General features: G+C 44.5%; 28 protein-coding genes. 26 read left to right on the top strand and 2 right to left on the bottom strand.

Annotated elements, in window-relative coordinates; translation table 11 throughout:
* Nucleotides 1-51: 51 nt before the first annotated feature.
* Complete coding sequence (locus MKX71_RS19085; protein ID WP_003244050.1) at nucleotides 52-339, top strand: DUF5316 family protein; 288 nt, start codon at nucleotides 52-54, stop codon at nucleotides 337-339.
* A gap of 16 nt (nucleotides 340-355) precedes the next feature.
* Here the strand turns inward: MKX71_RS19085 and MKX71_RS19080 are convergent, their stop codons facing one another.
* Nucleotides 356-718, bottom strand: coding sequence for a UPF0715 family protein (locus tag MKX71_RS19080; protein WP_014478265.1), 363 nt, complete (start codon nucleotides 716-718; stop codon nucleotides 356-358).
* Nucleotides 719-858: 140 nt separating this feature from the next.
* Between MKX71_RS19080 and spoIIR the strand changes: the two genes are divergently transcribed.
* From spoIIR to MKX71_RS18990, 18 genes are all read left to right on the top strand, one after another.
* Nucleotides 859-1,533, top strand: coding sequence for a stage II sporulation protein R (gene spoIIR, locus MKX71_RS19075; RefSeq protein ID WP_339231492.1), 675 nt, complete (start codon nucleotides 859-861; stop codon nucleotides 1,531-1,533).
* Nucleotides 1,534-1,599: 66 nt separating this feature from the next.
* The gene (locus tag MKX71_RS19070; protein WP_003244265.1) at nucleotides 1,600-2,043 is read left to right on the top strand and encodes a hypothetical protein; all 444 of its coding nucleotides are present in this window, start codon (nucleotides 1,600-1,602) and stop codon (nucleotides 2,041-2,043) included.
* A gap of 156 nt (nucleotides 2,044-2,199) precedes the next feature.
* On the top strand, nucleotides 2,200-3,240 hold the full coding sequence (locus MKX71_RS19065) for an L-threonylcarbamoyladenylate synthase (RefSeq protein WP_019712588.1): 1,041 nt from the start codon (nucleotides 2,200-2,202) through the stop codon (nucleotides 3,238-3,240).
* A gap of 78 nt (nucleotides 3,241-3,318) precedes the next feature.
* Complete coding sequence (locus MKX71_RS19060) at nucleotides 3,319-3,876, top strand: manganese efflux pump MntP family protein (RefSeq protein WP_003227661.1); 558 nt, start codon at nucleotides 3,319-3,321, stop codon at nucleotides 3,874-3,876.
* 75 nt (nucleotides 3,877-3,951) lie between these two features.
* The gene (gene prpB / locus MKX71_RS19055) at nucleotides 3,952-4,404 is read left to right on the top strand and encodes a protein arginine phosphatase PrpB (protein WP_015384897.1); all 453 of its coding nucleotides are present in this window, start codon (nucleotides 3,952-3,954) and stop codon (nucleotides 4,402-4,404) included.
* A gap of 156 nt (nucleotides 4,405-4,560) precedes the next feature.
* The gene (gene rpiB, locus MKX71_RS19050; protein WP_003221910.1) at nucleotides 4,561-5,010 is read left to right on the top strand and encodes a ribose 5-phosphate isomerase B; all 450 of its coding nucleotides are present in this window, start codon (nucleotides 4,561-4,563) and stop codon (nucleotides 5,008-5,010) included.
* A gap of 12 nt (nucleotides 5,011-5,022) precedes the next feature.
* Nucleotides 5,023-5,565 carry a TIGR01440 family protein gene (locus tag MKX71_RS19045; RefSeq protein ID WP_003227667.1) on the top strand — a complete coding sequence of 181 codons (543 nt, stop codon included), beginning with the start codon at nucleotides 5,023-5,025 and terminating at the stop codon, nucleotides 5,563-5,565.
* A 206-nt stretch (nucleotides 5,566-5,771) separates the two neighbouring features.
* Nucleotides 5,772-7,019: a serine hydroxymethyltransferase gene (gene glyA / locus MKX71_RS19040; protein ID WP_003227669.1), complete on the top strand. Its 1,248-nt coding sequence runs from the start codon at nucleotides 5,772-5,774 to the stop codon at nucleotides 7,017-7,019.
* A 134-nt stretch (nucleotides 7,020-7,153) separates the two neighbouring features.
* A complete protein-coding gene (gene upp / locus MKX71_RS19035) occupies nucleotides 7,154-7,783 on the top strand; it encodes a uracil phosphoribosyltransferase (protein WP_003227670.1) in 630 nt (209 codons plus the stop codon).
* Nucleotides 7,784-8,205: 422 nt separating this feature from the next.
* Nucleotides 8,206-8,589, top strand: a complete 384-nt coding sequence (gene atpI / locus MKX71_RS19030) for an ATP synthase subunit I (protein WP_003243159.1) — start codon at nucleotides 8,206-8,208, stop codon at nucleotides 8,587-8,589.
* 7 nt (nucleotides 8,590-8,596) lie between these two features.
* On the top strand, nucleotides 8,597-9,331 hold the full coding sequence (gene atpB / locus MKX71_RS19025; protein WP_003242621.1) for a F0F1 ATP synthase subunit A: 735 nt from the start codon (nucleotides 8,597-8,599) through the stop codon (nucleotides 9,329-9,331).
* Nucleotides 9,332-9,376: 45 nt separating this feature from the next.
* On the top strand, nucleotides 9,377-9,589 hold the full coding sequence (gene atpE / locus MKX71_RS19020; RefSeq protein WP_003151167.1) for a F0F1 ATP synthase subunit C: 213 nt from the start codon (nucleotides 9,377-9,379) through the stop codon (nucleotides 9,587-9,589).
* A 162-nt stretch (nucleotides 9,590-9,751) separates the two neighbouring features.
* Entirely contained in the window at nucleotides 9,752-10,264 is a 513-nt protein-coding gene (gene atpF / locus MKX71_RS19015; RefSeq protein ID WP_003244051.1) for a F0F1 ATP synthase subunit B, read from the top strand.
* The gene (locus MKX71_RS19010; RefSeq protein ID WP_003243176.1) at nucleotides 10,261-10,806 is read left to right on the top strand and encodes a F0F1 ATP synthase subunit delta; all 546 of its coding nucleotides are present in this window, start codon (nucleotides 10,261-10,263) and stop codon (nucleotides 10,804-10,806) included. The genes atpF and MKX71_RS19010 overlap by 4 nt, the downstream gene beginning before the upstream one ends.
* Nucleotides 10,807-10,822: 16 nt before the next feature.
* Nucleotides 10,823-12,331 (top strand): F0F1 ATP synthase subunit alpha, encoded by a 1,509-nt coding sequence (gene atpA, locus MKX71_RS19005; RefSeq protein ID WP_014481186.1) that lies wholly within the window; start codon nucleotides 10,823-10,825, stop codon nucleotides 12,329-12,331.
* Between the two features lie 76 nt (nucleotides 12,332-12,407).
* Nucleotides 12,408-13,271, top strand: coding sequence for an ATP synthase F1 subunit gamma (gene atpG / locus MKX71_RS19000; protein ID WP_003244388.1), 864 nt, complete (start codon nucleotides 12,408-12,410; stop codon nucleotides 13,269-13,271).
* Nucleotides 13,272-13,296: 25 nt separating this feature from the next.
* Nucleotides 13,297-14,718 (top strand): F0F1 ATP synthase subunit beta, encoded by a 1,422-nt coding sequence (gene atpD / locus MKX71_RS18995; RefSeq protein WP_003227686.1) that lies wholly within the window; start codon nucleotides 13,297-13,299, stop codon nucleotides 14,716-14,718.
* A gap of 23 nt (nucleotides 14,719-14,741) precedes the next feature.
* Nucleotides 14,742-15,140, top strand: a complete 399-nt coding sequence (locus tag MKX71_RS18990) for a F0F1 ATP synthase subunit epsilon (protein ID WP_021480810.1) — start codon at nucleotides 14,742-14,744, stop codon at nucleotides 15,138-15,140.
* 33 nt (nucleotides 15,141-15,173) lie between these two features.
* On the opposite strand, the gene MKX71_RS18985 is transcribed toward MKX71_RS18990, so the two are convergent.
* Nucleotides 15,174-15,647: a hypothetical protein gene (locus tag MKX71_RS18985; protein ID WP_043940215.1), complete on the bottom strand. Its 474-nt coding sequence runs from the start codon at nucleotides 15,645-15,647 to the stop codon at nucleotides 15,174-15,176.
* Between the two features lie 169 nt (nucleotides 15,648-15,816).
* Between MKX71_RS18985 and MKX71_RS18980 the strand changes: the two genes are divergently transcribed.
* The 7 genes from MKX71_RS18980 (at nucleotide 15,817) to MKX71_RS18950 (ending at nucleotide 21,559) form a co-directional block, all read left to right on the top strand.
* The gene (locus MKX71_RS18980) at nucleotides 15,817-16,047 is read left to right on the top strand and encodes a DUF1146 family protein (protein ID WP_003227691.1); all 231 of its coding nucleotides are present in this window, start codon (nucleotides 15,817-15,819) and stop codon (nucleotides 16,045-16,047) included.
* A 134-nt stretch (nucleotides 16,048-16,181) separates the two neighbouring features.
* A complete protein-coding gene (locus MKX71_RS18975) occupies nucleotides 16,182-16,922 on the top strand; it encodes a YwmB family TATA-box binding protein (protein ID WP_015251017.1) in 741 nt (246 codons plus the stop codon).
* A 33-nt stretch (nucleotides 16,923-16,955) separates the two neighbouring features.
* Nucleotides 16,956-18,266, top strand: coding sequence for a UDP-N-acetylglucosamine 1-carboxyvinyltransferase (murA, locus tag MKX71_RS18970; protein ID WP_003227695.1), 1,311 nt, complete (start codon nucleotides 16,956-16,958; stop codon nucleotides 18,264-18,266).
* Between the two features lie 195 nt (nucleotides 18,267-18,461).
* Nucleotides 18,462-19,493 (top strand): stage II sporulation protein D, encoded by a 1,032-nt coding sequence (spoIID, locus tag MKX71_RS18965; RefSeq protein ID WP_029318715.1) that lies wholly within the window; start codon nucleotides 18,462-18,464, stop codon nucleotides 19,491-19,493.
* A 384-nt stretch (nucleotides 19,494-19,877) separates the two neighbouring features.
* A complete protein-coding gene (locus tag MKX71_RS18960; RefSeq protein ID WP_014478248.1) occupies nucleotides 19,878-20,561 on the top strand; it encodes a VWA domain-containing protein in 684 nt (227 codons plus the stop codon).
* 130 nt (nucleotides 20,562-20,691) lie between these two features.
* The gene (locus MKX71_RS18955; protein WP_003227702.1) at nucleotides 20,692-20,832 is read left to right on the top strand and encodes a hypothetical protein; all 141 of its coding nucleotides are present in this window, start codon (nucleotides 20,692-20,694) and stop codon (nucleotides 20,830-20,832) included.
* A 52-nt stretch (nucleotides 20,833-20,884) separates the two neighbouring features.
* Nucleotides 20,885-21,559 carry a VWA domain-containing protein gene (locus tag MKX71_RS18950; RefSeq protein ID WP_003243553.1) on the top strand — a complete coding sequence of 225 codons (675 nt, stop codon included), beginning with the start codon at nucleotides 20,885-20,887 and terminating at the stop codon, nucleotides 21,557-21,559.
* The last annotated feature ends 65 nt before the right edge of the window (nucleotides 21,560-21,624 follow it).

Genomic DNA, 21,624 nt, shown 5'->3' with positions numbered 1-21,624 from the left:
CTGGCGAGTGAATGGATCAAGCTGTTTAACACCAGCAAAGGGGATGTAAACATGAAAAAGGCCCTGACAGCAGGAATCCTGCTCATTGCGATTGAGAGCATGATTGGCACCATTTTTCCGCAGGCTCTTTCATATGAAGCGATTTTTGGCGTTGCGTCTCTCGTTTTAGTGGGGCTCGCGATCATTACATCGGGTTTGGCTGTAAGCGGAAGCGATCAGCGGGCAAACTACCATTCAGAAACCAAAGAAGGCCGTACATCTCGCATGAAAATGGCGGCCGCTTTCTTTGTTGCGGCGATACCTTCCATTCTATGTTATTTACTGACGATTTTGTTTTAATAAAAAAGGAAGCCTCTTAGGCTTCCTTTTTTTGCAGTAAAACAGAATCCCATATCCAATAGATAAGAGCTGTTAATACAGCGAAAAGATAAAAGGCTGTATTTTGAAACAGAGATTGTCCCGAAGGCTGAAGCACGCCGAAAATGATCGCGTTGGCAATAAAAGCAGCGGCAAGGTAATACAGCAGATACAAAGGGCTGAAACGTTTCGGCTTTTTATTCATCATGATTTGAAGCGGCAGTGCGAAGATCAAATAAGGAAACAGAAAATAAAATGCCATTGTGATGAGAGCGGCAATGATAAATGAATGAATATAAATTACTGAATAAAGAACGGACATCGTGAATGCTGATAACAGCACTGTATAATTGTATTTCATCTTAAACCTCCTAAAACACTATCGTACCATAAATAAGATTAACAGCTTGCTAGATTTTTTTCACCCTGCACGTTTATCCCAGGCTCTCCTTGTCCATAATAGGGCTAGAAACAAAGCACGGAGAGGAACGGTGGGGACCGATGAAAAAAACAGTAATCATTTGTATATATATCTTTCTTTTATTATCCGGAGTGCTCGTAGGGCTGGCAAAAGAAGAGACGGCACAAAAATCGGAAAATCAGCCGGTGGTCATACCTGATCAGGCGATTCGTTTGAGAATACTGGCAAACAGCGATAGTGATCAAGACCAGCAATTAAAACGTCATATAAGAGACGCGGTGAATAAAGAAATCACAACTTGGGTAAAGGATATTACTTCTATTGAAGAAGCGCGTCGCGTGATTCGTTCAAAGCTGCCTGAAATCAAAGCAATTGCAAAGGAAACAATGGAGAAAGAAGGAGCGAATCAGTCGATATCCGTTGATTTTGACAAAATCTCGTTTCCGACAAAGCTTTACGGCAACATGGTATATCCCGCTGGTGAGTATGAAGCGATTTTGATTACGCTTGGAAACGGAGACGGCGCCAACTGGTGGTGTGTGCTGTTCCCGCCCCTCTGCTTTCTTGATTTTTCTAACGGGGAAGCCGTCAAAGAACAAGAAGATAAAGAAGCCTCAAAAAAGCAGACTGAAAAAGTGCTTGAGGACGTAACCGCTAAAGCGGAAAAAGCCAAAAAAGAAGAGAACGAAGAAAAAGAAGACGGCACAGAAGTGAAATTCTTTTTAGTCGAATGGATTTCCGACCTTTTTTCCTAATCATCTGGTCTAAAAATAGATTTGCCTCATAGATTGGAAGAAAGAACGCAAAAACGGGGTGAACGGATGTTTTATCAACTGCGGGTGGCAAGGGAAAAAGACGGAGATGTGCTCGAGGCATTTTTAAAACAGGCGAAAACCAGCTATGAAGGCGTGAAAGAAGGCTTCACTCAATTTCTTATGCTGGAGGACAGTGAGAAAAACATTGCCGGATGCCTCGGTATTGAAAAAATAAGCTGTGACCAGGGGCTGCTGCGATCACTTGTCATATCGGACAAGCTTCACCAAGGCCATATCGTCACGCTTTTTCAAAGCATGGAGGTGCTGTGCGAAAAGCATCAGATCAAAACCGTGTACCTAGTAGCAAATCAGCATTCCTCTGCGGATTTTCTGACGGCCATGGGTTTTGAAAGAGCTGAGAGTGTACCGGAGGAGCTGTTTTCTTCTGATCACTTCTGTGAATCGCGGCAAACAGAAGGAGCCGTTTTGATGAAAAAAGCGTCTGGATAAGTGCAGTTTATACACATACTTATCCACTTCTTTATTAGCGTTGTCCACAATTTGTGGATAACGCTTGTTTTATTACAGGACATCTTTTATACTTTCAAAAGGATTACACGCGTAAAACAATCGTTTTATTGTTGTGAATAAGGAGTTTGGTCAGAAATGAAAACGAAAAGATGGTTTGTGGATGTAACTGACGAGTTATCCACAAATGATCCACAAATTGCACAAGCAGCCGCTTTGCTCCGAGAAAATGAGGTCGTTGCCTTTCCGACAGAAACAGTATATGGCCTAGGCGCAAACGCAAAAAATACGGATGCCGTCAAAAAAATATATGAGGCGAAAGGGCGGCCGAGCGATAATCCCCTGATTGTCCACATTGCGGATATCAGCCAGCTTGAGGATTTAACGGGCCCAGCGCCGGAAAAGGCGAAAACATTGATGAAACGGTTTTGGCCGGGAGCACTTACGCTCATTCTGCCTTGCAAACCTGATGCGCTTTCACCTCGTGTAACGGCAGGTCTTGAAACGGTTGCCATTAGAATGCCGGATCATCCGCTTGCCCTTGCATTGATTCGCGAATCGGGACTGCCGATTGCAGCACCGAGCGCCAATCTATCAGGCAAGCCAAGTCCCACAAAAGCGGAGCATGTGGCTCACGACTTGGATGGCCGCATAGCCGGTATTATGGATGGAGGCCCTACCGGAATCGGGGTCGAATCAACTGTGCTTTCATGTGCGGACGACATCCCTGTTCTCCTGCGTCCGGGCGGCATTACGAAGGAACAAATTGAGGCCGTGATCGGGCCGATCCATGTGGATAAAGGGCTCAGCGATCAAAACGAGAAGCCGATTTCTCCAGGGATGAAATATACACATTATGCGCCGACAGCGCCGCTTGCCATTTGCGAAGGCAGCCCAGAGCGCATTCAGCATCTCATTCAAGAATATCAACAGGGCGGAAGACGGGTCGGTGTCCTGACGACAGAAGAAAACGCGGGCGTTTATTCCGCTGATTATGTGAAGAGCTGCGGAAGACGGGCTCAGCTTGAGACTGTTGCGGCAGGGCTGTATGATGCTTTGCGCAGCTTTGATGAGAATAAGGTGGACTTTATTATTGCGGAATCCTTTCCGGACACAGGTGTCGGTCTCGCTATTATGAACAGGCTGATGAAAGCCGCCGGAGGAAGAGTGATTCGCTGAAAGCAGTCAGATGTTCTAACCCTTTTTGGACACGCATAGGCTAAAAAAGCGGGGCGTGTCCAAGGGGGTTATTTATGTATGTCGGATTTGTTTATAGGCGAACTGATTACATTAAGCATCATGGCGTTTGCTTTAGGGATGGATGCTTTTTCTGTCGGCCTTGGAATGGGCATGGTCAAACTTAGAAAGAAGCAGATATTCTATATTGGTTTCATCATCGGCCTCTTTCACGTCATCATGCCTCTCGCAGGGATGGCGGCCGGTAACATGCTGTCAGGGCTCCTCGGCGTGTTAGCGGTTTATATCGGTGGGGCGCTGCTTTTTGTTCTTGGGGTTCAAATGCTTATGGCCTCTTTTAAACAGTCAGAAGAACGATTCATGTCACCGGCAGGGCCGGGCTTATTGCTGTTTGCCATCGGCGTCAGCCTTGACAGCTTTTCCGTCGGCTTGAGCTTGGGGATATACGGCTCGCATCCGCTCCTCACAATTACCCTGTTCGGGCTGTTCAGCATGATGTTGACATGGCTGGGCCTGCTGGTCGGAAAACAAGTGCAGTCATGGCTTGGCACATACAGCGAAGCGCTCGGGGGCATCATATTAATCGTGTTTGGATTAAAGCTGCTTTTGCCAATTTAATATACCAATAAAAGAAACGAAGTCGCCGTTTCTTTTTTCTTCATATATAATAGAGAAAAATAAGGGGTGACTGACATGGATATTATTTTTGTCTGTACTGGAAATACGTGCCGCAGCCCAATGGCTGAGGCGCTTTTTAAATCAATTGCAGAAATGGAAGGGCTGAATGTCAATGTCCGCTCGGCAGGCGTGTTTGCTTCACCTAATGGGAAAGCGACGCCTCATGCAGTCGAAGCGCTGTTTGAAAAACACATTGCCCTTAATCATGTGTCTTCTCCATTAACTGAAGAACATATGGAGTCGGCTGATTTGGTTCTGGCTATGACCCATCAGCACAAACAGATCATTGCCAGCCAATTTGGACGTTATCGTGATAAAGTGTTTACGTTAAAAGAATATGTCACAGGCAGCCATGGTGATGTCATCGATCCGTTCGGCGGCTCAATTGACATCTATAAACAAACGCGAGATGAGCTTGAAGAGCTTCTTCGGCAGCTGGCAAAACAGCTGAAAAAAGACCGTAGATAAGTTGTCAGAAAATCTGCAAACAGGTCATTTGCAAATCCTGCGTGAAGGAGTAGAATATAGTGAAAAGCACATCATATGGTGTGAATCAAAGAGCGGACAGGCTGCGCGGTCAATAAAGCGGGCGGGCCGCATCACACACGCTGGGAGGAAAAGCAGATGAAAGTAGCCATTGCATCGGATCATGGCGGCGTTCACATTCGAAATGAAATCAAAGAGTTAATGGACGAATTGCAAATTGAATATATTGATATGGGCTGTGACTGCGGCAGCGGCTCTGTCGATTATCCGGATTATGCTTTTCCGGTGGCCGAAAAAGTGGTTAGCGGCGAAGTTGACAGAGGCATTTTAATTTGCGGGACAGGCATCGGCATGAGCATTTCCGCTAATAAAGTAAAAGGGATTCGCTGTGCGCTTGCGCACGATACCTTCAGCGCGAAGGCGACGAGGGAGCATAATGACACAAACATCCTTGCGATGGGTGAACGGGTGATCGGACCTGGTTTGGCTCGGGAAATCGCAAAAATCTGGCTGACTACTGAGTTTACCGGGGGAAGACACCAAACGCGTATTGGAAAAATCTCAGATTATGAAGAGAAAAACCTGTAGGGGTGCTGTTTAATGAATGAGTTGAAACAAACGTGGAAGACGATGCTGTCTGAGTTTCAGGACCAAGCGGAATTGAAACAAGATCAGCTCTTCGTCCTTGGATGCAGCACGAGCGAAGTGGCCGGCAGCCGGATCGGCACATCGGGCAGTGTAGATATCGCTGAAAGCATCTACAGCGGACTTGCCGAGCTTCGGGAAAAAACGGGAATCCATCTGGCGTTCCAATGCTGCGAGCATTTGAACAGAGCGCTTGTCGTCGAAGCAGAAACAGCCAAGCTGTTCAGGCTTCCAACCGTTTCTGCCGTGCCCGTTCCAAAAGCGGGCGGAGCGATGGCGTCTTATGCGTTTAAGCAGATGAAGTCTCCTGTTCTTGTTGAAACCATTCAGGCTGACGCCGGAATTGATATAGGCGATACGTTTATCGGCATGCATCTGAAGCCGGTGGCTGTCCCTGTGCGTGTCTCTCAAAACAGCCTCGGTTCAGCTCATGTGACATTGGCGCGTACACGGCCGAAACTAATCGGCGGAGTGCGGGCGGTTTATGAGTGCGAATGAAAGGACTGCATAGCCAGTCTTTTCTTTTATTTTAAGACAGTGAAATAAATTCCGAACTTTAAATTAAATTTAAGTTATTAATATTCGTTTTTACCAATAAAAATTTAGATTTTTTAAAAATAATCTTTTACATCGGCCTTAAAAACCATGTACAATAGTGATGGTAAAAACAAAGAACAGGATACGGATAGGAGAGGATCTCGCTGATGAAACATTTACCTGCGCAAGACGAACAAGTGTTTAACGCCATTAAAAATGAGCGTGAGCGCCAACAGACTAAGATCGAATTGATTGCTTCTGAGAACTTTGTAAGTGAAGCGGTTATGGAAGCACAAGGATCTGTTTTGACAAATAAGTACGCAGAAGGATATCCGGGCAAACGCTACTACGGCGGATGCGAGCACGTCGATGTCGTTGAAGATATCGCCCGTGACCGCGCGAAGGAAATCTTTGGAGCGGAGCATGTAAACGTTCAGCCTCATTCAGGCGCACAAGCAAACATGGCAGTGTACTTCACGATTTTGGAGCAAGGCGATACTGTACTTGGGATGAACCTCTCCCACGGCGGCCATTTAACACACGGAAGCCCAGTCAACTTCAGCGGTGTTCAATATAACTTTGTTGAGTACGGCGTAGATAAAGAAACTCAATATATTGATTACGATGACGTGCGTGAAAAAGCCCTCGCTCATAAACCGAAGCTTATCGTAGCAGGAGCAAGTGCGTATCCTCGTACAATCGACTTTAAGAAATTCCGTGAAATTGCTGATGAAGTCGGCGCTTACTTCATGGTGGATATGGCACATATCGCAGGACTTGTTGCGGCAGGCCTTCATCCAAACCCGGTTCCTTACGCTGATTTCGTTACAACAACAACACATAAAACACTTCGCGGTCCTCGAGGCGGTATGATCCTTTGCCGTGAAGAGTTTGGCAAGAAAATTGATAAATCGATCTTCCCTGGAATTCAAGGCGGCCCGCTGATGCACGTTATTGCCGCAAAAGCTGTTTCATTCGGTGAAGTATTGCAGGACGATTTCAAAACATATGCACAAAACGTCATTTCAAATGCGAAACGTCTGGCTGAAGCCTTAACGAAAGAGGGCATCCAGCTCGTTTCAGGCGGAACAGACAACCACCTTATCCTTGTTGATCTTCGTTCGCTCGGACTGACTGGTAAGGTTGCGGAGCATGTACTTGATGAAATCGGTATTACGTCTAACAAAAACGCGATTCCATATGATCCTGAAAAACCTTTCGTAACAAGCGGCATCCGTCTTGGGACAGCTGCTGTAACCAGCCGTGGTTTTGACGGAGACGCATTAGAAGAAGTCGGTGCTATCATTGCGCTTGCATTGAAAAACCACGAAGACGAAGGAAAACTTGAAGAAGCAAGACAGCGTGTAGCTGCTCTGACTGATAAATTTCCTTTATATAAAGAATTAGATTATTAAGATCCTAAAACCCGCTTGGGCTTATGCCCGGCGGGTTTTTTGACGATGTTCTTGAAACTCAATGTCTTTTTTTGTAGAATCAATAGAAGTGTGTAATTGTTGATGGGACAATAAAAAAGGAGCTGAAACACAGTATGGGAAAGGTTTATGTATTTGATCATCCTTTAATTCAGCACAAGCTGACATATATACGGAATGAAAATACAGGTACGAAGGATTTTAGAGAGTTAGTAGATGAAGTGGCTACACTCATGGCATTTGAAATTACCCGCGATCTTCCTCTGGAAGAAGTGGATATCAATACACCGGTTCAGGCTGCGAAATCGAAAGTCATCTCAGGGAAAAAACTCGGAGTGGTTCCTATCCTCAGAGCAGGATTGGGAATGGTTGACGGCATTTTAAAGCTGATTCCTGCGGCAAAAGTGGGACATGTCGGCCTTTACCGTGATCCAGAAACCTTAAAACCCGTGGAATACTATGTCAAGCTTCCTTCTGATGTGGAAGAGCGTGAATTCATCGTGGTTGACCCGATGCTCGCTACAGGCGGTTCCGCAGTTGAAGCCATTCACAGCCTTAAAAAACGCGGTGCGAAAAATATCCGTTTCATGTGTCTTGTAGCAGCGCCGGAGGGTGTGGAAGAATTACAGAAGCATCATTCGGACGTTGATATTTACATTGCGGCGCTAGATGAAAAATTAAATGAAAAAGGATATATTGTTCCAGGTCTCGGAGATGCGGGTGACCGCATGTTTGGAACAAAATAAAAAATGAAATCCCCAAAAGGGGGTTTCATTTTTTTATCCAGTTTTTTGCTATTCGGTGAATCTGTATACAATTATAGGTGAAAATGTGAACATTCTGTGGAGACGTAAAGTATAAAAAGTTTTTTAACTTTAAACAGATTGACACATGTTAGGGGCTATTGTATGCTAAACGAGGGTATTATGAGAAGGTTTTCATAGCTTTCATTATAGTCCTCATCCTCAATGTAAATCCTCTCAGCAAACCCGTATTATGAGGATTTATTTAAGCGAATGAAACAGCATCCCTGCAAGGCTTGCGGATGAATGATTTTTTCGAACAGGCCCGTTTTGCCGGTCAAAAAAGGTCTTCTACTAAGGGTTAACCGCTGATTTTTGCCGTATCCAAGCTATACATTATTTTTTCATCAGGAGACAGATAATTGATGGACGATCCCAAGCTTACATTTAGCAGACAACGCAAATATTTATTGTTCATTTTGGCAGTGTATGTACTGGGTTATGGTTTAACAGCGTATAAAACCGTTTTTTTAGGCCTTATTCTGGGAACTGTTTTCAGTTTGTTTAATTTTTTACTGCTCGTCAGAAGAATGAATGCTTTTGACAGAGCTGTTGAGAAAGGAAAGTCCATACGATCTCTCGGGAGCGCAGCGCGGTGGTGCAATGCGATTCTTGCTGTGGCTGTTGCCTATAAAAATCCCGAATACTTTCATATGGCAAGTACAGTTATTGGATTAATGACAATATACCCTGTCATTATGATAGATTCCTTTATCCAGCTTAAACGTTCATCAATGGAAGAGAGGTGAAAACCCTTTGAATCATGGTTACAGAACTATAGAATTTCTAGGTCTTACTTTTAATCTGACAAACATTCTGATGATTACTGTGGCGAGTGTGATTGTTTTATTGATTGCTATATTGACGACAAGAACGCTTTCGATCCGTCCCGGAAAAGCCCAGAACTTTATGGAATGGATTGTTGATTTCGTCCGCAATATTATTGGCAGTACAATGGATTTAAAAACAGGGGCTAACTTCTTGGCACTTGGTGTCACATTGCTGATGTACATATTTGTGTCGAATATGCTGGGGCTGCCGTTCTCTATTACAATCGGACATGAGCTCTGGTGGAAGTCTCCGACAGCCGATCCTGCCATTACATTAACGCTAGCCGTGATGGTTGTTGCTTTAACCCACTACTATGGTGTGAAGATGAAAGGGCTCAAGGAATATTCCAAAGACTATTTAAGACCTGTTCCATTCATGCTCCCGATGAAAATCATCGAAGAGTTTGCGAATACGCTGACTCTAGGTTTGCGGCTGTATGGTAACATCTTCGCCGGTGAGATTCTTCTCGGCCTGCTTGCGGGATTAGCAACAAGCCATTATTCGCAAAGCGTGGCTCTCGGTCTTGTCGGTACAATCGGTGCCATTCTGCCGATGCTGGCATGGCAAGCATTCAGTTTATTTATTGGTGCTATCCAGGCATTTATCTTTACAATGCTGACGATGGTGTACATGTCTCATAAAATCAGTCATGATCATTAAAACATTATATCCAAACGGATAACATTTTAAAGGAGGAACTTTTTCATGAATTTAATAGCAGCTGCGATTGCAATTGGTTTAGGCGCACTTGGTGCAGGTATTGGTAACGGTTTGATTGTTTCACGTACGGTAGAGGGGATTGCCCGTCAGCCGGAAGCAGGTAAAGAACTGAGAACTCTTATGTTCATGGGTATCGCATTAGTTGAAGCCCTTCCTATTATCGCTGTCGTTATCGCATTCTTAGCGTTCTTTGGCTAAGCATAAAAGCCTTATATGAACTAAAAATGGCGAAGATCATTCCAAGAGAACCTTCGCCATTGCTTTATGTCTGATAAGCATCCCGCCTTGCCGGCTGAAAAGAGACAAGTGCGGCTGCTGGATCAGCAAAGAAAAACCTGCAGAAGGGAGTTGCCGTAGTAGATGTCTCAATTACCACTTGAACTAGGATTGTCGTTTAACGGCGGAGATATCCTGTTCCAACTGTTAGCTATGTTAATCTTATTAGCGCTTCTGAAGAAATACGCTTTAGGGCCGCTATTAAACATAATGAAACAGCGTGAAGACCACATCGCTGGAGAAATTACGTCTGCTGAAGAAAAAAATAAAGAAGCGCAGCAGCTGATTGAAGAGCAGCGCGTTCTTTTAAAAGAAGCAAGACAAGAATCCCAAACTCTTATCGAAAACGCAAAGAAACTGGGAGAGAAGCAAAAAGAAGAGATTATTCAGGCTGCACGTGCAGAATCTGAACGTCTGAAAGAAGCAGCAAGAACTGAAATCGTGAAGGAAAAAGAACAGGCGGTTTCTGCTCTCCGTGAGCAAGTAGCGTCTCTTTCTGTCATGATTGCGTCGAAAGTGATCGAAAAAGAACTGGATGAACAAGCGCAAGAGAAATTGATCCAGGACTATCTTAAAGAGGTAGGAGAAAGCCGATGAGTGGATCAGCTGTCTCTAAACGATATGCATCAGCTCTTTTTGATATAGCCAATGAGTCCGCTCAGCTGAATCAAGTAGAAGAAGAGCTAATTGTTGTAAAACAAGTATTTCAAAATGAAAAAGCGCTTAATGATGTGTTGAACCATCCGAAGGTGCCGGCTGCGAAGAAAAAAGAGCTGATTCAAAATGCATTTGGCTCTTTGTCACAGTCCGTACTCAATACGATTTTTCTTTTGATTGACCGCCATCGTGCCGCGATTGTCCCTGAGCTCACAGATGAGTTTATCAAACTCGCAAATGTGGCCCGTCAAACAGAAGACGCAATCGTATATTCAGTGAAACCGCTGACGGATGCAGAAATGTTACCATTATCACAAGTGTTTGCAAAAAAAGCCGGAGTCGCTTCACTGAGAATCAGAAATGAAGTGCAGACGGATTTAATAGGCGGCATTAAAGTCCGCATTGGAAACCGGATTTATGACGGCAGCGTAAGCGGGAAGCTTCAGCGCATCGAACGTCAATTAGCCGGGGAAAATCGATAGAAGGGGTGAAACCTAAGTGAGCATCAAAGCTGAAGAGATTAGCACGCTGATAAAACAGCAAATACAAAATTATCAATCTGATATTGAAGTTCAAGACGTAGGTACAGTCATCCAAGTCGGTGACGGTATTGCACGTGTGCACGGCCTTGACAACTGTATGGCCGGTGAACTTGTCGAATTTTCAAACGGTGTTTTGGGTATGGCTCAAAACCTTGAAGAATCAAACGTAGGTATCGTCATCTTAGGACCTTTCAGTGAGATCCGTGAGGGAGACGAAGTAAAAAGAACAGGTCGCATCATGGAGGTTCCTGTTGGTGAAGAGTTAATCGGCCGTATTGTAAACCCGCTAGGCCAGCCGGTAGACGGACTTGGCCCGATCCTTACAAGCAAAACTCGTCCGATTGAAAGCCCTGCACCAGGCGTTATGGACCGTAAATCCGTTCATGAACCGCTTCAAACCGGTATCAAAGCGATCGATGCACTGATTCCAATCGGCCGCGGCCAGCGTGAGCTGATCATCGGTGACCGTCAAACAGGTAAAACATCTGTTGCGATCGATGCGATCCTGAACCAAAAAGACCAAGACATGATCTGCGTATATGTTGCGATCGGCCAAAAAGAATCAACAGTCCGCGGCGTAGTAGAAACATTGCGTAAACACGGCGCGCTTGATTATACAATTGTTGTAACGGCGTCTGCCTCACAGCCGGCACCGCTTCTGTACCTGGCACCGTATGCTGGGGTTACAATGGCAGAAGAATTTATGTACAGCGGCAAGCACGTTCTTGTTGTATACGATGATCTTTCTAAACAAGCGGCCGCTTACCGTGAGCTGTCCTTGCTTCTTCGCCGTCCGCCAGGCCGTGAAGCGTTCCCTGGGGATGTATTCTATCTTCATTCCCGTCTGCTTGAGCGTGCAGCAAAGCTTAGCGACGCGAAAGGCGCAGGATCAATTACAGCTCTGCCGTTCGTAGAAACACAAGCCGGAGATATCTCTGCTTATATTCCGACGAACGTCATTTCCATCACCGACGGACAGATCTTCCTGCAATCTGATTTGTTCTTCTCAGGCGTACGTCCAGCGATCAATGCCGGATTGTCTGTATCCCGCGTCGGCGGCTCAGCGCAAATCAAAGCGATGAAAAAAGTATCAGGTACTTTGCGTCTTGACCTTGCGTCATACCGTGAGCTGGAAGCATTCGCTCAATTCGGTTCTGACCTCGACCAAGCGACTCAGGCAAAACTGAACCGCGGTGCGCGTACAGTTGAAGTGCTGAAGCAGGATCTGAACAAGCCGCTTCCGGTTGAAAAGCAAGTAGCCATTCTTTATGCGCTGACAAAAGGATATCTCGATGATATTCCTGTGGCGGATATCAGACGTTTTGAAGAAGAGTACTACATGTACCTTGACCAAAACCATAAAGACCTGCTTGACGGAATTGCGAAAACAGGAAACCTTCCTGCTGATGAAGACTTCAATGCTGCAATCGAAGGCTTCAAACGCACATTTGCACCAAGCAACTAACTCGAATGCTGATGAGAGAAAAAGGTTCTCTTTTTCTCTCTTTTTACGCAGATGAAGAGAAAAGGTGGTGAAATCTTTGGCCTCATTACGCGATATTAAGTCAAGGATCACGTCAACGAAAAAAACAAGTCAGATTACAAAAGCCATGCAGATGGTATCTGCGGCTAAGCTGAATCGTGCTGAAAACAATGCAAAATCATTTGTGCCATATATGGATAAAATCCAAGAGGTTGTGTCAAACGTCGGAAGAGTTTCCGGCAACGTAAAGCATCCGATGCTTCTCAGCAGAGAAGTGAAAAAAACGGCATACCTTGTCATTACGTCTGACCGCGGTCTTGCCGGCGCTTTTAACAGTTCGGTTTTACGGAGTGCTTATCAGGCCATGCAAGAACGTCATCAGTCTAAGGATGAGTATGCGGTGATTGCCATCGGAAGAGTGGGCCGTGATTTCTTTAAGAAACGGGAGATTCCGATCATTTCCGAGTTAACAGGACTTGGGGATGAAGTAACGTTTACAGAAATTAAAGATCTTGCCCGTCAAACGATCCAAATGTTTATAGACGGTGCGTTTGATGAATTGCACCTTGTTTATAACCATTTTGTCAGCGCCATTACTCAAGAAGTAACGGAGAAAAAACTTCTGCCGTTATCTGATTTGGGCAGCGGCGGCGGAAAAAGAACGGCGTCTTATGAATTTGAACCATCTGAAGAGGAGGTTCTGGAGGTTTTGCTTCCTCAATATGCAGAAAGCTTAATCTTCGGTGCGCTTCTTGACAGTAAAGCAAGTGAGCACGCTGCAAGAATGACGGCGATGAAAAATGCGACAGACAACGCGAAGGAACTTATCGATTCACTTTCGCTTTCTTACAACCGCGCTCGCCAAGCAGCGATCACACAAGAAATTACGGAAATTGTCGGCGGAGCAGCCGCTTTAGAATAGAAAGATTTTGTCAGGAGGGATAGCGATGAAGAAAGGACGCGTTAGCCAGGTATTAGGACCGGTCGTCGACGTGCGTTTTGAAGACGGTCACTTGCCTGAAATTTATAATGCGATTAAAATTTCACAGCCAGCTGCAAGTGAAAACGAAGTAGGTATTGATTTAACGCTTGAGGTCGCTCTTCATTTAGGTGATGATACAGTCCGTACAATCGCAATGGCATCTACAGATGGTGTTCAGCGCGGTATGGAAGCTGTAGATACAGGAGCGCCAATCTCAGTACCGGTTGGTGATGTAACACTTGGACGTGTATTTAACGTTCTCGGAGAAAATATTGATTTGAATGAGCCGGTTCCTGCGGATGCGAAAAAGGATCCGATTCACAGACAGGCGCCTTCATTCGATCAGCTTTCAACAGAAGTTGAAATTCTTGAAACAGGTATTAAGGTTGTTGATTTGCTTGCTCCTTACATTAAGGGCGGTAAAATTGGATTGTTCGGTGGTGCCGGTGTAGGTAAAACCGTATTAATCCAGGAATTAATCAACAACATCGCGCAAGAGCACGGCGGTATCTCTGTATTCGCCGGCGTAGGAGAGCGTACTCGTGAAGGAAACGACCTTTTCTACGAAATGAGTGACTCTGGCGTTATCAACAAAACAGCCATGGTATTCGGACAAATGAACGAGCCGCCGGGCGCACGTATGCGTGTTGCTTTGACAGGCCTTACAATGGCTGAGCACTTCCGTGATGTACAAGGACAGGACGTACTGTTCTTCATCGATAACATTTTCCGTTTCACACAAGCGGGATCAGAGGTTTCAGCCCTTCTTGGCCGTATGCCTTCAGCGGTTGGTTATCAGCCGACGCTTGCAACTGAGATGGGTCAGCTCCAAGAGCGTATCACGTCTACGAACGTTGGATCAGTTACATCTATCCAGGCGATCTACGTGCCTGCCGATGACTACACTGACCCGGCGCCGGCGACAACGTTCGCTCACTTGGATGCGACAACAAACCTTGAGCGTAAATTAACTGAAATGGGTATTTACCCTGCGGTTGATCCGTTGGCATCTACATCACGCGCCCTTGCTCCTGAAATTGTTGGAGAAGAGCATTATGCGGTTGCGCGTGAAGTACAGTCAACGCTTCAGCGTTACAAAGAGCTTCAGGATATCATTGCGATCCTCGGTATGGATGAATTAGGCGAGGAAGACAAACTTGTCGTTCACCGCGCACGTCGTATCCAGTTCTTCCTTTCTCAGAACTTCCACGTGGCTGAACAGTTCACTGGACAAAAAGGTTCTTACGTGCCTGTAAAAGAGACGGTACAAGGCTTCAAAGAAATCTTAGCCGGTAAATACGACCATCTTCCAGAAGATGCGTTCCGTCTTGTAGGCCGTATTGAAGAAGTTGTTGAGAAAGCAAAAGAAATGGGTGTAGAAGTTTAATCTGGTCCTAGGAGGGTAAAAGCATGAAGACCGTTAAAGTCAATATCGTTACTCCCGACGGCCCAGTATACGATGCGGATATCGAAATGGTGAGTGTGAGAGCCGAAAGCGGCGATCTCGGTATTTTGCCAGGCCATATTCCAACCGTGGCTCCTCTTAAAATCGGCGCTGTCCGTCTGAAAAAAGACGGGCAGACTGAAATGGTTGCCGTCAGCGGCGGATTTGTCGAAGTCCGTCCTGATCAGGTCACCATCCTTGCCCAGGCTGCCGAGACAGCAGAAGGCATCGATAAAGAGCGCGCTGAAGCTGCACGCCAGCGGGCGCAGGAGCGTTTGAATACTCAATCAGATGATACTGACATTCGTCGGGCTGAGCTTGCATTACAGCGGGCTTTGAACAGATTGGATGTAGCAGGGAAATAAGAAAAAATCCTTCTCTTTATGAGAAGGATTTTTTTATGAACGAACAAGAGAATCAAACAGCGACAGCAGCGGGCGATCCTCTTTTTGGCGCAGGTATAAACCATCACAGGCATTCATTGTATGCCACGATTTGCGATGTCTTCTAAAGCCAAGTGTATAAGCGCCGTCTTTATAGGGATAAGGTTTTACAACCCATTCAGCATCTTCATGGCGGGCAATCACGCAATCTATAAGATAAACACTGATCATTTTCTCGAATTCTTCAATAGGAAGATTCCAATCAGCAAGCAAAAGTTCTTGTATACTTTGAAAATAGAGGTTTTCAAGCTCTTCAAGGCTTTCTCTCGTATAGGTAAGAGAAATGTTAAAAAACTGACACAATTCATTCAGTTCTTCAATCTGTGACTGTCTATAATCATAATAGAATGCAATTGCTTCCCATTCCTGATCAAAAATTGGCAGGTCCTCACCATATTGCTTTTCAGGCTGAAAAAAAGAATGATTCACATTTGCCAGCTCCTTTCCAATAAAGTATACCATGTAAAAGAATCGCACTTTAAGCGGGGATTAGCCCTAGATTTGGGTGATTATTCCGTTCTGTATAAAATGTATCATCTTTATCTGTGCTTCTTATATAATAAGAAAGGGTATGAACGCAGAGAAAGGAGTGTAATAGATGAGTGTATTGGGACAGCAGGCTGCAATCGGCATTGTCGTTCACCTGATTTTTATAGCAGTGACTTGGTGGGCGTTGCAAGCCGTCAATATAGATCCGTTAATAAAAAAAGGCAAAGTCGTGCAGGCAAGACTCCTGATGATTTTGCTGACAATCGCCATTGGAACGGCCGTTGCCAATTTCTTTTTAGATTACCTCAATTATTCACAGCAGCTTCCCTATCTATTTTAATAGGTTTTGAACATTATTATCATTAAATGGTTGGGAGAAGCGGGTTGAGGCGAATAGCTCGAGTTTTGACGAAGATTTTTACGTATGGCGCCTCTTGCCTCCGGTAAAACTGGGGATAAGGGGGAGAGATGAACATGAAGAAAAAACAAGTAAGCCACTCTATTATCATTTCCGTCATGTTAAGCTTCGTCATTGCTGTTTTCCATACCATTCATGCGAGTGAATTAACGCCGTTAGCACAGATGGCAGAGGGGATGGAACGCCAAGATGTGCTAATAGATAAGTGGACATTGCATGCAAAACAAAACATGTCACTGACCGAAAAAGAATTTTATCAAAAAGTGCAACGTTTAAAATCAGAGTATCGTCAATATGATTGGACGATTGCACAGGAAGATAAAGTCGTAAAGGCAATTGGCACATATACTGACAAAAAAAATCGCACTTCTTTTAGACTGCAGCTTGTCACAACCCTCAAAAAACACAATCCAACTTCGTATTTATTATATGAGCAAATGAGTCTAGAGACACCGGATAGCTGGAATGATACATATGAACAGTTTGAACGGGAGACACTTGGGATATTCCAAGAAAAAGTAGTTATTTTTACTTGTCTAAATGGTCACTTAGATGATAATATGAATATTGTTTTGCAAAAAAAAGCAAATCAGTTATTAAATGAATTTCAAGCAAGATCAGTAGAACATGTAGTTGAGCCAAATTTCGTTTCTATTTCTGCGTTTACAGATGAGTGGGAAGAGTACATTATGACCTCGAAACATAAAATGAATTTGCAAATTGCACTTAGAAGTGCAGGAATGGGCGGAAAACATACCGTTACGGTTGGCACACCAATCGTTACGACTGAATATTAATATAGAGAATTTAGGGACGCGGAGGGGAATACCTTGGAAAAAATCATCGTCCGCGGCGGTCAGAAGTTAAACGGCACAGTCAAAGTTGAAGGCGCTAAAAATGCCGTTTTACCTGTTATCGCTGCATCTTTATTAGCAAGTGAAGAAAAAAGCGTAATTTGTGATGTACCTACGCTCTCCGATGTATATACAATTAACGAAGTGTTGCGTCATTTAGGAGCAGATGTGCATTTTGAAAATAATGAAGTGACTGTAAATGCTTCATACGCTTTGCAAACTGAAGCACCTTTTGAATATGTTCGTAAAATGCGTGCGTCTGTGCTTGTCATGGGGCCGCTTCTTGCGCGTACAGGTCATGCAAGAGTTGCACTTCCGGGCGGATGCGCAATTGGTTCCAGACCGATTGATCAGCATTTAAAAGGTTTTGAAGCAATGGGCGCAGAAATCAAAGTCGGTAATGGCTTCATTGAAGCGGAAGTAAAAGGCCGACTGCAAGGCGCAAAAATTTATCTGGACTTCCCAAGTGTAGGAGCTACAGAGAACCTGATTATGGCAGCCGCTCTAGCTGAAGGAACAACAACGCTGGAAAACGTGGCAAAAGAACCCGAAATCGTTGATTTAGCAAACTATATCAACGGCATGGGCGGAAAAATCCGCGGAGCTGGCACCGGCACCATCAAAATTGAAGGAGTCGAAAAGCTTCACGGCGTAAAACACCATATTATTCCTGACCGTATTGAAGCGGGCACATTTATGGTTGCTGCTGCAATCACTGAAGGAAACGTATTAGTAAAAGGAGCGGTTCCTGAGCACCTCACCTCTTTAATTGCAAAAATGGAAGAGATGGGTGTAACAATTAAGGATGAAGGTGAAGGCCTGCGTGTCATCGGCCCGAAAGAACTTAAACCGATTGACATCAAAACAATGCCTCACCCAGGCTTCCCGACTGATATGCAGTCACAAATGATGGCGCTTCTGCTTCGTGCAAGCGGCACAAGCATGATTACAGAAACCGTTTTTGAAAACCGTTTTATGCATGCGGAAGAATTCCGCCGTATGAATGGTGATATCAAGATTGAAGGACGTTCTGTCATCATTAACGGTCCTGTACAGCTTCAGGGAGCTGAAGTTGCAGCGACTGATTTGCGTGCAGGTGCAGCGCTGATTCTTGCGGGGTTAGTGGCTGAAGGTCACACACGTGTTACTGAATTGAAGCACTTAGACCGCGGTTACGTTGATTTCCATCAGAAGCTTGCCGCTCTGGGCGCAGACATCGAACGTGTAAATGATGAGTCTGCTTCTGAGCAAGAGAATAAAGAAGTCGTTTCTGACTTAAATGCATAAACTTACTTGAAAATCAGTATGTCACTCTGGCATACTGGTTTTTTATTTTTTGTGTATTATCATCATTATGCGCAAAATAGCAAAAAAGAATACGTAAATGACAAATAAAGTTTCTGTCCAAAACGAGAGTCATATTAGCTTGTCCCTGCCCATAGACTAGACTAGAGTCGAATCCCGAGCAGGAGGCAGCTGAATATGAAACAATTCGCAATCACACTATCCGTACTATGTGCATTGATTCTCTTGGTTCCCACACTCTTGGTTATACCATTCCAGCATAATAAGGAAGCGGGGGCCAGCGTAGAATCAGAAAAGACAGCAGTCAGCACGAAACCAGCATCGAAAGGAGCAGAAACATTGAAAGCTTCACCTGTTTCTATTCCCGTCTATCGAACCGCAAATCAATCCGTAGAAGACATTCCGCTTGAAGAGTATGTGATTGGAGTCGTCGCCTCCGAAATGCCGGCAACCTTTGAATCTGAAGCACTGAAAGCCCAGGCCCTCGCCGCCAGAACATTTATTGTCAGACTGATGGTGTCAAATTCAGCGGTTGAGGCTCCTAAAGGCTCACTGGTGGATGATACACAGATGTTCCAGGTGTATAAAAACAAAGCGGAGCTGAAAAAACAGTGGGGCACAAGCTATGAGACAAAACTGAAGAAAATCACAGCTGCGGTAGCCAGTACGCAAGGCAAAATCTTAACGTACAACAACCAGCCGATTGAAGCCTCCTTTTTCTCCACAAGCAACGGCTACACAGAGAATGCAGAAGCATATTGGACAAGTGCTATCCCATATTTAAAAAGCGTCAAAAGCCCATGGGATAAAAAGTCTCCGAAATATAAGGCAACGAAAACCTTTACAGCGGCAGAATTTCAGCAAAAGCTTGGCGTCAAGCTGGATGGATCTAGCGCAGTAGGGAAGATTACCGGCGAGACACCGGGCCACCAGGTTGCAACTGCCGTCATTAACGGCAAGACGCTGAAAGGAAGAGACATACGTGAAAAGCTGGGTCTCAACTCCGCAGATTTTGAATGGAAGCGAAATGGAGACACAATTACAGTCACGACGAGAGGATTTGGCCACGGTGTGGGGATGAGCCAATACGGAGCGAATTTTATGGCGAAAGAAGGCAAAACGGTTGATGACATTGTAAAGTATTATTACCAAGGCACACAAATTTCTGAGGCAGATTCGTTTTTGAATAAATATATGGCGAAAAAGTAGAAAAAGACGCTCATTGGGCGTCTTTTCTGTTCCTGAATATCTTTTATCTAAGAGCAGCTGAAACGGTTTAGAGGAGCTTCTGATTGTCTTTAAGGATCAGTCCTTTTTTCCTGATTTCAGGCTTTGAGATTGTGGTAAAGTCATCCACATTTGTCGACAGACTTCGACAGACTCATATAACGAAAGCCGAAAGGCGGACAATCTTCTCTTTTCATAGGGGCGTTAGGTGGAAATCACTAATAAAAACATAGGTTTCTATGCAAAAGTAAACAACAGCAATGGGGAAGCCCGCCCTATTTATTTCTCGGTTTTTGTTGATTACGATAGATTATGTTCAGCGTTGAACATCTGCACGCAGAAACAAATTGGTAAAGGGGTACGAACATGAAGAAAAGATTTTCACTGATCATGATGACAGGATTGCTTTTTGGATTAACTTCACCTGCTTTTGCAGCTGAAAAGTCAGAAACGGAGGCTAAAGCGCCGGCGAACGTGGCGGTCTTGCTTGATGCCAGCGGAAGTATGGCGAAAAGAATAGATGGTGTATCTAAATTTAATTCAGCCAAAAAAGAAATTTCAAAGTTTGCGAGCTCATTGCCAGAAGGAACTCAGGTGAAAATGAGCGTGTTTGGCTCTGAAGGAAACAATAAAAATTCCGGAAAAGTTCAGTCATGCGAAGCCATTCGCAACGTATACGGCTTCCAAAGCTTTAACGAGCAAAGCTTCCTCAATTCTCTCAATACAATTGGGCCGACTGGCTGGACGCCAATTGCCAAAGCGCTGAACGAGGCGAAATCTTCTTTTGACCAGCTTGATGCAAAAGGGGAAAAAGTGGTGTATCTGTTGACAGACGGTGAGGAAACGTGCGGAGGAAACCCGATTAAAACAGCAAAGGAACTGCAAAAAGACAATATCACTGTTAATGTGATCGGCTTTGATTATAAAGAGGGATACAAAGGCCAGCTGAACGCAATTGCGAAAGTAGGCGGCGGTGAATACTTCCCGGCTTATACCCAAAAAGATGTTGAGAAAATTTTCACTCAGCAATCACTAATGTTATCTAAATAAGAAAAAAGAGGCTGGTGATGGTCAGCCTCTTTTTGTATGTAACAAAAACTTCAAAACTAATTAGCTGTCTGCCTGTAGCATAGTAGCAGATTTCCGTTTTTCTGTCATAATCAAGGCGAAAAAAGAATGAATGATCACACAAGCTGTTTATGCTTTCTGGGCGGAAATGGCTAAAAATGAACGGCATTTCAAGCGATTTTGGACAGATCGTGAAAGCAGCACAAAAGGCAGCATGTCCTATATCTTTTTGCATTTTCGTATTCTAGCATAAAGAAGAATCCAACATATAGTTGGAAAATATGAAAAAGAAAGGAAGTAATCATATGAAAAAATTGCTGGCTGCCGGTATCATTGGATTGTTGACTGTTTCCATTGCCTCCCCGTCTTTTGCCGCTGAGAAACAGGCTGATACAAATGTAGCTGTTTTGTTTGACGGAAGCGGAAGCATGGTTCAAAAAACAGGAGGAGAGCGCAAAATAGACATTGCCAAAAAATCAGTAAAATCTTTTGCCGAACTTCTTCCGAAGGATACAAATCTTATGCTTCGCGTTTTCGGGCATGCAGGGAACAATAAACTGTCCGGTAAAGCCCTTTCGTGCAGTACGACGGAAACCATTTACGGCCTTCATCCATATGAAGGGTCTCTGTTTGACAATTCATTGAGTGAGCTCAAGCCGACTGGATGGACACCGATTGCCAAAGCACTTGCAGACACAAGAAAAGAATTTGAAGCATTTGACGCAGACGGGAAAAACGTGGTGTATTTAATCACTGACGGTGAAGAAACGTGCGGCGGAGACCCTGCGGCAGAAATCGAAAAGCTCCGTGCATCAAATGTGGATACGATTGTAAACATCATTGGCTTCAACTTTGATGTCAAGGGTAATGAAGAGATGAAACAAGCAGCTGTCGCTGGCGGTGGAGAATATATTTCAGCGAACAGTGCGGATGAGTTCGAACAGGCTTGGGAAAAAGAAGCACAAAAATTTACTGAGTAAGGAACCTAAAGATCAGGCGCTCCCCCAGGCGCCTTTTTTTATTGGTTTAAAAACAGTTTGGGCGG

This window comes from Bacillus sp. FSL M8-0071, assembly GCF_037975455.1.
GTDB classification, from domain to species: Bacteria; Bacillota; Bacilli; order Bacillales; family Bacillaceae; genus Bacillus; species Bacillus subtilis.
Note: the sequence above shows the minus strand (reverse complement) of the source record. Positions and strands in the feature narration are given on the sequence as shown.

Bases quoted from the DNA above. Each gene is read 5' to 3' on its own strand.
- atpE (WP_003151167.1), top strand. From the start codon at position 9,377: ATGAATTTAATAGCAGCTGCGATTGCAATTGGTTTAGGCGCACTTGGT.
- atpD (WP_003227686.1), top strand. From the start codon at position 13,297: ATGAAGAAAGGACGCGTTAGCCAGGTATTAGGACCGGTCGTCGACGTG.
- atpF (WP_003244051.1), top strand. From the start codon at position 9,752: ATGTCTCAATTACCACTTGAACTAGGATTGTCGTTTAACGGCGGAGAT.
- MKX71_RS19060 (WP_003227661.1), top strand. From the start codon at position 3,319: ATGTCGGATTTGTTTATAGGCGAACTGATTACATTAAGCATCATGGCG.
- MKX71_RS18980 (WP_003227691.1), top strand. From the start codon at position 15,817: ATGAGTGTATTGGGACAGCAGGCTGCAATCGGCATTGTCGTTCACCTG.
- MKX71_RS19085 (WP_003244050.1), top strand. From the start codon at position 52: ATGAAAAAGGCCCTGACAGCAGGAATCCTGCTCATTGCGATTGAGAGC.
- MKX71_RS19070 (WP_003244265.1), top strand. From the start codon at position 1,600: ATGTTTTATCAACTGCGGGTGGCAAGGGAAAAAGACGGAGATGTGCTC.
- spoIIR (WP_339231492.1), top strand. From the start codon at position 859: ATGAAAAAAACAGTAATCATTTGTATATATATCTTTCTTTTATTATCC.
- MKX71_RS18990 (WP_021480810.1), top strand. From the start codon at position 14,742: ATGAAGACCGTTAAAGTCAATATCGTTACTCCCGACGGCCCAGTATAC.
- MKX71_RS18960 (WP_014478248.1), top strand. From the start codon at position 19,878: ATGAAGAAAAGATTTTCACTGATCATGATGACAGGATTGCTTTTTGGA.
- MKX71_RS19065 (WP_019712588.1), top strand. From the start codon at position 2,200: ATGAAAACGAAAAGATGGTTTGTGGATGTAACTGACGAGTTATCCACA.
- MKX71_RS19045 (WP_003227667.1), top strand. From the start codon at position 5,023: ATGAATGAGTTGAAACAAACGTGGAAGACGATGCTGTCTGAGTTTCAG.
- glyA (WP_003227669.1), top strand. From the start codon at position 5,772: ATGAAACATTTACCTGCGCAAGACGAACAAGTGTTTAACGCCATTAAA.
- upp (WP_003227670.1), top strand. From the start codon at position 7,154: ATGGGAAAGGTTTATGTATTTGATCATCCTTTAATTCAGCACAAGCTG.
- rpiB (WP_003221910.1), top strand. From the start codon at position 4,561: ATGAAAGTAGCCATTGCATCGGATCATGGCGGCGTTCACATTCGAAAT.
- MKX71_RS18955 (WP_003227702.1), top strand. From the start codon at position 20,692: ATGATCACACAAGCTGTTTATGCTTTCTGGGCGGAAATGGCTAAAAAT.
- spoIID (WP_029318715.1), top strand. From the start codon at position 18,462: ATGAAACAATTCGCAATCACACTATCCGTACTATGTGCATTGATTCTC.
- MKX71_RS19080 (WP_014478265.1), bottom strand. From the start codon at position 718: ATGAAATACAATTATACAGTGCTGTTATCAGCATTCACGATGTCCGTT.
- MKX71_RS18975 (WP_015251017.1), top strand. From the start codon at position 16,182: ATGAAGAAAAAACAAGTAAGCCACTCTATTATCATTTCCGTCATGTTA.
- prpB (WP_015384897.1), top strand. From the start codon at position 3,952: ATGGATATTATTTTTGTCTGTACTGGAAATACGTGCCGCAGCCCAATG.
- MKX71_RS19010 (WP_003243176.1), top strand. From the start codon at position 10,261: ATGAGTGGATCAGCTGTCTCTAAACGATATGCATCAGCTCTTTTTGAT.
- MKX71_RS18950 (WP_003243553.1), top strand. From the start codon at position 20,885: ATGAAAAAATTGCTGGCTGCCGGTATCATTGGATTGTTGACTGTTTCC.
- atpI (WP_003243159.1), top strand. From the start codon at position 8,206: ATGGACGATCCCAAGCTTACATTTAGCAGACAACGCAAATATTTATTG.